5 protein-coding genes and 1 tRNA gene are annotated in these 12,778 nt (G+C 59.8%); 4 read left to right on the top strand and 2 right to left on the bottom strand.

The window, feature by feature from the left end:
* Nucleotides 1-68 precede the first annotated feature (68 nt).
* Together KDL09_RS19275 and pbpC are read left to right on the top strand one after the other, a co-directional pair.
* Nucleotides 69-5,927, top strand: a complete 5,859-nt coding sequence (locus KDL09_RS19275) for an alpha-2-macroglobulin (RefSeq protein ID WP_294388853.1) — start codon at nt 69-71, stop codon at nt 5,925-5,927.
* 4 nt (nt 5,928-5,931) lie between these two features.
* Complete coding sequence (gene pbpC, locus KDL09_RS19270; protein WP_294388850.1) at nt 5,932-8,250, top strand: penicillin-binding protein 1C; 2,319 nt, start codon at nt 5,932-5,934, stop codon at nt 8,248-8,250.
* 7 nt (nt 8,251-8,257) lie between these two features.
* Here the strand turns inward: pbpC and KDL09_RS19265 are convergent.
* Nucleotides 8,258-8,344 (bottom strand) — tRNA-Ser (locus tag KDL09_RS19265).
* A 123-nt stretch (nt 8,345-8,467) separates the two neighbouring features.
* On the opposite strand from KDL09_RS19265, the gene lpxA reads away from it, so the two are divergent.
* Together lpxA and KDL09_RS19255 are read left to right on the top strand one after the other, a co-directional pair.
* Nucleotides 8,468-9,259, top strand: a complete 792-nt coding sequence (gene lpxA, locus KDL09_RS19260) for an acyl-ACP--UDP-N-acetylglucosamine O-acyltransferase (protein ID WP_294388846.1) — start codon at nt 8,468-8,470, stop codon at nt 9,257-9,259.
* A 100-nt stretch (nt 9,260-9,359) separates the two neighbouring features.
* Nucleotides 9,360-11,867 (top strand): hypothetical protein, encoded by a 2,508-nt coding sequence (locus KDL09_RS19255; protein WP_294388844.1) that lies wholly within the window; start codon nt 9,360-9,362, stop codon nt 11,865-11,867.
* A gap of 273 nt (nt 11,868-12,140) precedes the next feature.
* Here the strand turns inward: KDL09_RS19255 and KDL09_RS19250 are convergent, their stop codons facing one another.
* Nucleotides 12,141-12,449 carry a hypothetical protein gene (locus tag KDL09_RS19250; protein ID WP_294388842.1) on the bottom strand — a complete coding sequence of 103 codons (309 nt, stop codon included), beginning with the start codon at nt 12,447-12,449 and terminating at the stop codon, nt 12,141-12,143.
* Nucleotides 12,450-12,778: the final 329 nt, after the last annotated feature.

Here is a 12,778-nt window from a genome sequence, read left to right as displayed (position 1 = left end):
CGCTACAAGATTCTCCGCGCAGCTCTGAGCCGGTGGATTATTCTCCGTCAACTGACCTCTTTTTTCTTATGTCCGATTCCTCAGGTTCGTGGGTGGCGCGTTTGATGCGCATGTTGTTTGGGCAATTCCATTACCAGCCGCCGGACTGGATGCCGCGGTTCGCCAAGGTTGCGGATGATCATTTGAGACGGAATCCGGGACGCTACGCCAGCCTCATCGTGTTTGCGGGTGTTTTGGCCGTCGTGGTGCCGCAGGTGATGGATTACATCGAGTCGCATCGGCCGCGGCCGAAACAGCTCACGGAGCTGCGGCAGGTCAAAGGCGTGCTCAAAATGCCCGGCGTCACGCCCATCGTGAAGAACAAGCCGCAACCACAGCCGATCACCGTGCAGTTTGATCGCTCGATCGCCAAACTTGATGCCGTGGGAAAGGCGGCGGCTGGTGTGACTCTCTCTCCTGCGCACGAAGGGGCGTGGAAATGGAACACGGACAAGCAGCTCGTCTTCACCCCGGCGAAGGACTGGCCTGCAGGCGTGGAGTTCACGGTGAAACTTGATCCGGCCCAATTGCCGCCGGAGGTCGCGTTGAAGGACCCAAGCTGGAAGGGCAAAACACCGTCGCTGCAATTGTCGCCTGTCGAATCGGAGTTTCAGATCGACCCTCGCGATCCGTCGATTCAGAACGTCGTGGTCGGCTTCAACTCGACGCATCCGCTCGACAAAGCGCAGATCGAGCAGCTCGTGTCGCTGGAGGTTGTTGGTGGTTCGAAAATCTTCGATTGGAAGGGGCAGAAGCCGGATGCGCTGTTCACGATCGTGGAGGGAAAGAACCAGCGTCAGTTCTGGATTCGCACCGCACGCATCCAGGTGCCGGAGAAGGAAGACTTTGTGAAAGTGACGCTGCACAAGGAAGTCACCAGTACGCTCGGCGGCGGATCGCTGGCGGCAGATTTCACATCGAAGGTGCGCGTGCCGGACATCGAGAGCGGGTTCAAGATCACTGACTCGAACACGGAGGTTTTGAAGACCGATGACGGCGAACCCGAGCAGTTTCTCTTCATCAACACCCAGGGCTATGTGACCACCGAAAATCTCGTGAAACACCTCGGCGTGTGGCAGGAGCCGGAGAACTTCAGGATTCGTGACGCACGCGGAAACTTGGTCCCGCCAAGTCCGAATGACGTGACGTCGGACATTTTGCGCCAGTGCGCGCCGGTGACGTTGAAGCCGGTCGAACTCGAACTGAGCGACGATCATCCGGCGACGACGCGGCATGCCTTCAAGTTTCTCACGGAGAAGCAGGGACGTCTGTTTGTGCGCATCACGAAAGGTGTGGAGGCGTTGGGTGGGTTCCGGCTTGGCAATGAGTATCGCGTGTTTGAATCCACGCCACGATTCCCGAAGGAAGTGCAGTTGCTCGGCAAGGGCGGCATCCTCGCGCTGAATGGCGAGCGCAAGCTGTCGCTGCAATCCCGCGGCGTACCGTTCCTGCGCATCGGCATGGCCCGCGTGCCGCAGCGGCAGGTGAATCATCTTGTCGTAATGACGGAGGGCGACTTTGCCAATCCTTATTTCACCGTAGGCGACAGCTTCGACGAATCAAACATCGCCCGCTTCCTGCGACGCGTGCAGCCGGTGGCGATGAAGAACGAGTATCAGGCCAGCTACTCAATGATTGATTTTGCCAGTGCCTTGCAGACGCAGGATCCCTCCGATGCGGATGCGTCACGCGGCTTGTTTTTCCTCGAAGCAGATGGCGTCAAACAGGTGAATGGCTCCCAAAAGCGCATGGAGGGCGATGAAGTGGCGGATGACTGGTATCGGCTGGATCAGGCTTCGACGAAGCGCTTTGTGCTCGTGACGGACCTTGGCCTGCTGGTGAAGAAAAACGCCGATGGCAGCCGCGACGTGTTCGTGCAGAGCATTCAAACGGGTGATCCGGTGGAAGGCGTCACGATCACCGTGCTGGCGAAAAACGGCGAGTATCTGCTGCAACGCACCACCACCGACGGCCATGTCCTGCTGCCTGACGTCGGAAATTTCCAACGTGAGAAACGGCCTGTCGCGATTCTCGCCACGCTGGGCAACGATCTGTCCTTCCTGCCCTTTGATCGTCCGGATCGCCTGCTCGACTTCTCGCGCTTTGACATTGGCGGCGTGATGGCGTCAGAGAAGGAGGCGCTGGAGGCGTTCCTTTTCACCGAACGCGGTGTGTATCGCCCGGGCGATGAGATTCATCTCGGCGCGGTGCTGAAGCGCCGCGACTGGGCTTCAGGCCTCGCCGGTCTGCCGCTGGAGGTGGAACTGATCAACGCGAAGGACGAGGTGATCGACACGCAGAAGATCGCGCTCGCTGCGGATGGATTCATCGACGTGAAGATGAAAACGGACGAAAGCGATCCAACCGGCCGCTACGTCGCACGATTGTATTTGATCAAAGGCGACAATGATCGCATCCGGCTCGGTCAGACGGCCTTCAAGGTCGAGGACTTCCAGCCAGACCGCATGAAGATCGACGTGACGCTTACCGGGAATGAACTTGCCGGCTGGCTTCAGCCGAAGAGCATCAAGGCGGATGTGTCGCTGCAAACTCTCTTTGGTTTCCCGGCGGCCAAGCGACTGCTGAAGGCGCGCATGGAACTGAGCCCGGGCGGGTTCGCGTTTGAGCAGTTCCCGGGTTTCATCTTCCACAACCGCCTGCCTGCAGCCGACGATGACGAAGAGTCCGAAGCGGGACAGAAGATCAACCTGGGGGAGCAGACGACGGACGAGGCCGGCGAGGCGCAGTTTGATCTCGCGCTGGAGCGTTTCGACAAGAGCTGCTTTCAGGTGAGCCTGCTTATTGAGGGGTTCGAGGCCGATGGAGGCCGCAGCGTGCGCAGCGGGAAAAATTTCCTCGTCGCGGCGCTGCCGTATGTCGTCGGTTACAAGCCGGACGCGAAACTCGATTATCTTGGCAAGGACACGGCGGCAAACGTGCGCTTCATGGCGGTGGGACCGGATCTGAAACCGTTTGCACCGAAGGATCTCATGGCGCGCATCATTCAGATCAAACACGTCTCCGTGCTCACGAAGCAGGAGAGCGGCAGCTACGCTTATGTTTCGACGCAGCGTGAGTCGATGCTTTCGGAGTCGCGCTTCGTTCTGCCCGTCGAAGGTGCCGATTACGCGTTGCCGACGACTGCAGCGGGCGAATTCCGCCTCGAACTGCGCGACCCGGAGAACAATGTCGTCTGCGCCACGCCGTTCACCGTCGTCGGCAAAGGCGATCTCGAACGCAGCATGGAGCGCGATGCCGAACTCGGCATCAAACTCGCCCGCGGAACGTGGAACAGCGGGGAATCGCTCGAAGCGAGCCTGAGTGCCACCTACACCGGCGCGGGCCTGCTCACCATCGAACGCGAGCGCGTTTTGGGATGGCGGTGGTTCAAGGCAGGCACGACGGCGAGCGTGCAGCACATCACCGTGCCGAACGACATCGAGGGGTCGGCGTATGTGAATGCGTCCTTCGTGCGAGCACTCGACTCGAAGGAGATTTTCACCTCGCCGCTGAGCTATGCGGTGAATCACTTCGTCGCGAATCCCGACAAGCGTCGCATCGAGGTGAAGATCGACGCGCCGGAGAAGGTGAAGCCGGGTGATGTGATGAAGATCGGCTTTCAGGCTGCGAAGCCGTGCCGAATCGTCGTCTATGCGGTTGATGCGGGCATTCATCAGATCACCGACTACAAGCTGCCTGATCCACTCGCACACTTGAACCGCCAGCGGGCGCTCGAAGTCGAGACGGAGCAACTCATGGACCTCATCCTGCCCGAGTTTTCGCTTATCGCGCAGCACAAGGCCTTCGGCGGTGATGCCGACAAGCCGCTGCGGCTCAACTTGAATCCGTTCAAGCGACGGAAGGAACCACCGGTGGTGTTTTGGTCCGGTTTGATCGCCGCGGGGCCGGACCGTCGCGAAGTGAGCTACACGGTGCCGGATTACTTTGCCGGCAAACTCAATGTGATGGCTGTTGCGGTTGCGGAAGATGCGGTCGGTCGTGCTGAAACGAGCAGCATTGTGCGCGGACCGCTGGTGCTGACGCCGAACGTGCCGTTTTTCGCCGCACCGGGCGATGAATTCACCGCGTCACTCACTTTGGCGAACAATCTCGAAGGCGCGGATGCGAATGCACCGATCAGCATCGTCGCGCAGGTCACGCCGCACCTTGAAGTCATCGAGTCGCCGCAGGGCGCGATCAACATCGCGACCGGCAAGGAGGATACGGTGCGCTTCCGTTTGCGTGTGAAGGAAGAACTCGGCGGCGCGGAGATCACGTTCAAGGGCGACGCCGCGGGTCAAACCGTGCTGCGACGTGCCACGCTCAGCGTGCGACCTGCCGCGCCGTATCTCACGCGTGTGCAGAGCGGTTACTTCCGCGACAACACGCATGAGGTGAAGGTCGCGCGCGAGATGTTCCCGCAGTATCGCAAGCTCAAGGCGAACGTGTCCGCGCTGCCGCTGGGTCTCGCGCGAGGTTTGGAGTCCTACCTGCACGAGTATCCGTATGGCTGCTCCGAACAGATCACCAGCCGCGCGATTTCACGGCTCCTGCTGGCGAAGGAGGCGGATTTCGGATTCGACCCGGCGGATTCCGCACGGCAACTCGACGATGCGTTCACCTTGCTGCGCAGCCGTCAGAATTCGAATGGCGGCTTCGGCTACTGGGATTCGGCGTCGGACACGGGAATGGATTATCTCTCGGTCTATGTGACGCGGTTTTTGACGGAAGCACGCGATTCAGGCAATGCGGTGCCATCTGCGCTGCTCGAAGGCGCGCGCAAACGCATGCAGCAGATGGCACGCGGCACCGCGAACAGCCTCGATGAGATGTCCATTCAAGCGGCGGCGATTTATCTGCTCACACGTCATGGCGAGAACACCTCGACTTATGTGTTGAATCTGCGCGACAACCTGCGCCAGAAGCATCAGGAGGCATGGCGTGGTCATCTGACGGCCGCGTATCTCGCCGGAACGTATGCGCTGCTGCAGCAGAAGGAGGAGGCGGTGACGCTGATGCAGGATTACTGGGCCGCAGTGCGCAAAGGTCGTGCGGTGGGCGCGTGGCGTGGCTGGTATTATCTCGATCCGCAGGTGAGCCAGGCAGAGGGCTTCGCCGTGGCATGCAAACACTTCCCAGAACTCGCCGGAAACTTCGGATACGACGATCTCGCGGTGGTCACGGACCCACTGTCGCGCAATCGCTTCAACACGATCAGCGCCGCCACGACGATTCTGGCGTTGAAGGCCTACTCTGATCTCGCGAAACAGTCCGGCGTGCGTGTCTCATTGACGGAAGTCGCAAGACAGGGTGGTGCAGCGACGGCGCTGGTGCCGGAGACGACCGGTTTGATTCAAAGCGACTTCAGTGCGCAGGCGGGTGCCTTGCGTTTCGGTCTCGAGCAGGGCGGAGGCCGTGATCTTGGCGCGTTTTATCAGGTGACGGAAGCCGGCTTCGACAAAGGCGTGCCGACGCAGCGCATCGCGGATGGGCTGGAGGTGTTCCGTGAGATTTTGGGCGCGGATGGCAAGCCAGTGGAAAAACTCAAGGTTGGTGAAGGTGCGTTGGTGCGCCTCAGCGTGCGCAATGTTTCGCCCGACGCTCTCTACAACATCGCCGTGCTCGATTTGATGCCCGGCAGCTTCGAACTCGAGCCGAACGGTCTCAAACCCGGTCGTGGCACGATTCCAGGCGCAGATTACGTCGATGTGCGCGAGGATCGGAACGTGTTCTTCTGCGGTCTTGGCAAAGGCGAAGTGAAAACCTTTGCGTATCGCATCAAACCGATCGCCGCGGGCAGTTATGTGATCCCGCCGGTGTTTGCCGAGAGCATGTATGATCGCGGAATCAAAGGCCGCGATGGCGGCGGCAAGGTGAACGTGGAGTGATGCCATGCGCGTGATCCGACAACTGCTGCGATCGCGACTCCTGCGATGGAGTGGCGGAGCGTTGCTGTCTGCGGTGGTGATCTGGTGGCTGTTGCCAAAACCGGAATTGTATCCGCTTGAGTTTCGCTTTTCGCGGGCGCTGGAGGATCGCAATGGCCGCCTGCTGCATCTCGCGCTGACGCCGGATGCGAAGTATCGGCGCTACACGCCGCTGAAGGACATCAGCCCGGCCTTGATCGAGGCGACGCTGACGCTTGAGGACCGGCATTTTTACGATCATCCGGGGGTGAACCCGCTTTCAATGCTGCGCGCGGCCTGGGGTGTCGTTTCAGGTTCGACGAAAGGCGGCGGATCGACGATCACGATGCAGCTCGCGCGTCTGCGCTTTGATCTCCACACGCGCACGCCGTGGGGGAAGGCGTTGCAGATGGTGCGTGCGTTGCAGATCGAGCGACATCATTCCAAGGACGACATTCTTGAGGCTTACCTCAATCAGGCGCCCTACGGCGGCAATGTGGAGGGCGTGGGTGCGGCGAGCCTGCTGTGGTGTGGCAAACCGGCGCGTGACCTGACGATGCGTGAGGCGGTGGCGCTCTCCGTTTTGCCTCAGAGTCCGACAACGCGTCGCCCGCGCGCCACTGGAACCAATGCCAGTCTGGCAGCGGCGCAGCACCGGCTGTGGGAACGTTTGCGTGTTGAGCGTGGACTGCCGTCTGATCCGCTTGATGCAGCGTTCACGCTACGGCAGATGCAGCCGGTGCCGCGTGAGGCGCCGCATCTGGCGCGGCGTTTGTTTGCGGAGAAGCCGGCGGATGATCGTGTGAGCTCGGGTGTGACGCTGCGCTGTTCTTTGAATGTGGAGCGGCAGCGCGGCGTGGAGCAGGCGGTGAACGATTACGTGGATCGGAAACGCGAAGTGGGCATCTCGAATGCGTGCGCGCTGCTCGTGCATGCACCGACGCGCGAGGTGCTGGCGTATGTGGGATCGAGCCGATTTCTTGATGCGACGATTCAAGGGCAGGTGGACGGTGTGATGGCGCGTCGCTCGCCGGGATCGGCGCTGAAGCCGTTCATCTACGCATTGGCGATGCAGCAGGGGCTGATCCATCCGCACACGCTGCTGCGTGATGGGCGCATGGCCTTTGGCAGCTACAATCCGGAGAACTTTGACCGCAATTTCTCCGGACCGATCTCGGCCCAGGACGCGCTGTATCACAGCCGCAACATTCCCGCCGTGTCGCTGGCGCAGCGGTTGGTCGTGCCGGGATTGTATGGCTTTCTCAAAGACGCCGGGGTCGCCTTGCCGCAGCCGGCCGACTTTTACGGGCTCGCGCTGCCGCTGGGAGGCGGCGAGGTTTCGATGGAGGAACTGGCGGAGTTGTACGCGCTGCTTGCGAGCGACGGCTGTGCACGTCGTGTGAAATTTGTGAGCGATGATGCGATGCCGCAAAGACCCGAGTTGCTGACAGCGGAGGCACGTTATTTGACGCGAGAGATGTTGCGGTCACGTGAGGGCGAGACGGTGATGAATGACCCGTCGGTGACGTGGAAGACGGGCACCTCGCACGGCTTCCGTGATGCCTGGGCGGCGGGAATCCGCGGCGACTATGTGCTGGTGGTGTGGATCGGGAATTTCAACGGCAAGGCGAATCCGGCGTTCGTCGCCCGCGAGTGCGCGGCACCGCTGCTGTTCGAGGTGTTTCGTCATCTGCGGCTGCCGATGAAGCGCACGCCGCGGCCAGCAGGTGTCGCGCAGGTCGAATTGTGCGCGGTGTCCGGTCAGTTGCCCACGCCGCATTGCCAGCATCGTGTGCAGGGCGGTTTCATACCCGGCGTTTCGCCGATCACGCCATGCGACATTCATCGCGAGGTTTTGATCGATGCGGCGAGAGGCCTGCGTGTCGCGCGTGATGACGGCAAACGCGAATTGAAGCACGAGGTCTTCGAGTTCTGGCCGCCGGACCTGCTGGAGATGTTCAAGCTCGCCGGCGTGCCACGCAAAACGCCTCCGCCGATGGAGGCGAGCGCCGAATCTCTCGCAGCGGCGGACACGGGTGCCGTGCCGAAGATCGTTTCGCCGCGTTCCGCACTCGTTTACACGCTTCAGGCCTCCGACACGTCACGGCAGAAGATCCCGCTGCGTGCGGACACGGCTCCCGGCGTGAACCGTGTGTTCTGGTTTGCCGGATCCCGCTTCCTCGGAGCGAGCGATCCTGCCACACCGGTGATGTGGGCTGCCTCCGCAGGGAAATGGCAGGTGCACGTGCTGGACGACCATGGACGTAGCGCGGCCGTGGAGATTCGCGTCGAGATGGTGCCCTAAACGAGCGCGGAGAGGGTGGGATTCGAACCCACGGTGACATTTCTGCCACGCCAGTTTTCAAGACTGGAGCCATAAACCACTCGACCACCTCTCCTGGTGCTGCGTTGCGGCGGGCGCGACAGTAGGCAACGGGCGGCGGAGTGCCAAGCGGAACTTTGCATTCGGGATTGCAAGTCGCGATTGATCCCGAAGGCGGCGGCATTCATGATCCGCCCGCATGATTCATCCCACCGCATTGATTGATCCGAAGGCCCAAATCGACCCCACGGCTGAGATTGGTCCCTATGTGGTGATCGACGGGGCGGCCGAAGTCGGAGCGGGATGCAAAATCGAGGCGCATGCGCAGCTCGTCGGGCATGTGGTGGTGGGGGAGGGGACGAGGATTGGGCGTGGGGCCGTCATCGGCGGCGAACCGCAGGACCTAGGGTTTGACCCGGCCACGGAGAGCAGCGTTGTTTTGGGGAGGAACAATGTGATCCGAGAGCATGTGACCATCCACCGGGGCAGCAAACCGGGTGGGGTGACGCGGATGGGGGACGGGAATTTCCTGATGGTCGGCTGCCATCTGGCGCACGACGTGGTTCTGGGAGACAAGAACATCATCGCCAACTCGGTTCTGCTGGCTGGTCACATCCATGTGGGAAACAGCACGTTTATTGGAGGCGGGGCGGTGTTTCACCAGTTCCTGCGGATCGGCGATTTCTGCGTGGTGCAGGGGAACGGCAGTTTCAGCAAGGACATCCCCCACTACTGCGCGGCGCAGCGGATCAACCGGATCACCGGTTTGAACGTGATCGGTCTGCGGCGGCAGGGCTTCAACGCGGAGGAGCGGGCGGCGATTAAGGAACTGTTCCAGCTGCTGTTTTGCGAAGGCATGAACCTTTCCCAAGCGATCGCACAGGCGGCAGCCAAAGAATGGCCGGAAAAGGCCCGGCGCCTGCTGGACTTTGTGCAGGCGCCGAGCAAGAAGGGCGTCTGCCCGGTGCGCCCGGGCCGGGAGGACGATTGAGGCGAAAAAAGTCCGGCTTTTTCTTGTCACTTCGACGGCGGTAGCCTATTGAAAAGGCTGTCATCGTCTGATCTCTCAGGGCCGATGTCATCCCGTGTCTATGAACTTTCCCAGATTTTGCGTGACGGCCCTTGTTTGCGTCCTGGCGGCAGCCGGGACCGTCCGTGGGCAATCCCTTCTCGACAGCCTCACGACGGATCTCAACATTCGCGGGTTAACGACCACGATGGATCCTGAAACGGGTATTGCGACTGTTTCTGGTGACGTGCACATTCTTTATGGTGATGTCGAAATGCGCTGCGGCAGCGCCCAATACAATCAGACCACAGGGGAGGTTGTCGCCAAAGATGGGGTGACGGTCTGGCGGGCAGGGACGATCTATCACGGCGAATCGATCACCTATAACTCGATCACCGGGGAAATGTCGGGGCACAACGTGATCACGGGCCTCGCGGCAGGGGCGCCTGGGATGCCGGGCATGTCCGGCACGCCGATCTCTTCGGGGGGCGTGGCGAAGTCGACTGGGATGGTGTTTTTCAAGGCCGAGGACTTTCGCTCGGGGAGCAAGCTGGAAAACCGGATAGATGCCACCAATGTTTCATTCACTTCGCATGATATCCAGAATCCCAATTATAAAATGGGGGCCAAAGAGCTGACGGTTTACCCGGACGACAAAGCCATTCTCAGGGATGTGAAAGTGTATGCCGGCGACACGTCGATCTTCTGGCTGCCGAAGGTCACTAAATCACTCGACAATGATTCCGGGTACCGGTTCAGTCCGGGCTACCAAAGCCGTTGGGGTGCTTTCCTTCTTTCTCAATACGCTACGCAGATCGGTGACCATACCTATGCGAGGTACAAGTTTGACCTTCGCAGCAAGCGGGGTGTGGGCGGCGGGGTGGACCTTTTCTCGATGCGTCATCGGAACAATGTGATCAACTTTGGCACATTGAAGTTCTACGCGGTCAACGACTCCGGTGCTGCAACGAACCTGGCCGGCAGCACGCGTTATCCGGTCAATCAGAAACGGTATCGCGCCAACTTCCAGCATCGCATTTACCTTCCGGGGCCGGATGTAAGCACTTGGTACCTCGATTTTGATCTCAATAAGATCAGCGACATCCACTTCTACGAGGACTTCTTCTTTAACGACTTCCGCACCAATCGCGAGCCGGATAACCAGGTTTCCCTAGTTCATACCAATGACGCGTACGTCGCTACTTTGATGGCGAAGTTTAAGATGAACAACTTTTACCGGACGACAACGCGTCTGCCGGAACTGTCCATCGACTTTACCCGCAGGCCGCTCTGGAATTCGGGCATCTTCCATCAGGGGACAATTACTGCGGGTATTTATGGTGAAGTGGTGGGCAATGAAGAGCAGGCCGAGTTGATCCGGCTTCAACGATTGGGAGCTGGTGGGCTGCCTGGGGTGCTGGCGGATCCGCTGGGAACCGCAGCCAGTTCCTATCTTGCCATTGATGGGCTGCCCAGGGGATCCGTTCTCAACGCAGCTGGTGTCACTCAGGGCTTGGGTCTCATCACTAGCCGTTTGCAGGAGCCCAACTTTGGACGTTTTCACACCTACCATGAGTTCTTATATCCCAAGACTTACATGGGGTGGTTGAATGTGACGCCTCGCTTTGGCGCAGGCGTGACCAGTTACAGCAGCATCGCAGGTAGCCTCACGGGTCTCAAGAGCTTTACCCGGGGCATCTTGCATCTGGGGCTGGACGTCTCATTCAAGCTTACCAAAACTTGGAGCGATGTGCAGGTTGAGTCGTTGGGCATCAATGGTATTCGCCATGTGTTCCAACCCTACCTCAACTACTCCTATTTGGACGCCAAGCAGAGCACAGGAATTCCGGCCATCGACAGGCTTTCTCCCACCACCCGGCCGCGCTCCATTGATGTTCCATTCTTCACTGCGGTGGACAGTTTGCGCTCGTGGAATGTGGCTAGGGTTGGTTTCCGCAATCTGTTCCAAACGAAAAGAGATTATATGCTCACCAATGGATACGGTGGCTTCTTCGGTACTCCTGATGGTGGTGATGACCAGACTTACACCTGGGCGGGCATTAACACTTATGTGGACATATTTGCCAGGGACCCGGAGTATGGTCGTGATATCTCGAATCTCTACAATGAGCTGTTCTGGCGCCCAGTGCCGTGGATCACCGTGAAATCTGATCTGCAACTGCCAATCAGCAATGGTGCCGGCAGTTTCAGTGAGGCAAACAATGGAATCATTTGGATGCCGAGCAGGAACACTTCGATGGAAATGGGGCATCAATATGTTTCCGATCATCCCTTCTTCCAGGACAGCAGCCTGATTTACACCCGGTTTTATGCCCGATTTAATGAGAACTACGGGTTCAATATGAACCACATATACGAAGCCGACGACGGCACCCTGCAGTTCCAGAGTTACAGCTTCTCCAGGGATCTGAGCAGTTGGATTGCTTCTCTCGGAGTGATGGCCCGCAACAATCGTAATGGTGCATCGGATTTTGGGTTCCTTCTCACGTTCACCCTCAAAGACTTCCCGAGACTCAGTTTCGACATGGATGTCGATCCAAACCCTGGGGGACGAGGGAGCAGGCAGTAAGCATGTACTCTGCGAACATGCCTGAATCAGCTTAAGGTTGGTGTTTTTCCAACTTTGGACTGATGCACGTAACTGCTCTGTGTGAACAGGATGCGCTCCTGCTGCAACTCAACTTCGTCGTCAGCTCAACAGCCAGTGCGCCTCACTCACATTCCGCCGCCGCTTTTGGCGAGGAAATTGAGAGCGAGTGTGGCTACGGCGAGAATGAAAATTAACCAAGCGAGAGGCATGACAAGAAACTGTTGTTGAAACGGGGTCGGGAGGGGCTGTGCTTCAAGGAATCGGCAGCAGGGTGTCCTTAAACTTGTTGGTCCACACACCGGTTACGGCGTTACGGCTCTCCCAGCTCTGGACGCTGGCAGAAGGCACCATGATTGGGGATTCCCCCGTGGGGTCGGATTTGACTGCGTCTGCTCCAAACATCTGGACCGCCATCAAAACGGCGGAAAGCACAAAGCAGATGACTGAAAGCGGGACCAAACCTGCCTCCGGATCCTTTTCTTCATAAAACTGCTCTGCATCCGCAGCTGCGCTGCGCTTGACAGGAGCGCTTGGCGGCGCGGAGATGGAGGGGCGCTGCATGGCCTGAGTAGGCTGCAGCTTGACCGTCGCTTTCGGGAGGGGGGCGGTGGGCCCGCCACCGCCAACCATGGGGCCAGTACCTGTTCCCGGGGCGCGTGGAGCGCCTGGCGCCGTCTTCTGCAATGGCACTGTGGGTGCCCCGGTTTCAGTGCGCGCAGCTGGAGGCGCGGCCGGGTTTTGACCGAGTGGACGGGTGGCTGCAGGCAGGCCTGCCATCGGCGGGGCCGCGGGGCGGGGGGCAGTGGGGGGAGCGCCAGGGGGCTTGGGTGCCACGGGGGGCCGGGCAGCGGGAGGCATTGAGCCGGAAGGTGCCGGGGCTGTCGGAGGAG

Source organism: Prosthecobacter sp., assembly GCF_020439865.1.
Classification (GTDB): Bacteria; Verrucomicrobiota; Verrucomicrobiia; order Verrucomicrobiales; family Verrucomicrobiaceae; genus Prosthecobacter.
This window is presented reverse-complemented; position numbering and strand designations above follow the sequence as displayed.

What these genes read in the sequence shown, in the direction of transcription:
- KDL09_RS19250 (WP_294388842.1), bottom strand. Translation starts at nt 12,449, where the DNA reads ATGCAGCGCCCCTCCATCTCCGCGCCGCCAAGCGCTCCTGTCAAGCGC.
- lpxA (WP_294388846.1), top strand. Translation starts at nt 8,468, where the DNA reads ATGATTCATCCCACCGCATTGATTGATCCGAAGGCCCAAATCGACCCC.
- pbpC (WP_294388850.1), top strand. Translation starts at nt 5,932, where the DNA reads ATGCGCGTGATCCGACAACTGCTGCGATCGCGACTCCTGCGATGGAGT.
- KDL09_RS19275 (WP_294388853.1), top strand. Translation starts at nt 69, where the DNA reads ATGTCCGATTCCTCAGGTTCGTGGGTGGCGCGTTTGATGCGCATGTTG.
- KDL09_RS19255 (WP_294388844.1), top strand. Translation starts at nt 9,360, where the DNA reads ATGAACTTTCCCAGATTTTGCGTGACGGCCCTTGTTTGCGTCCTGGCG.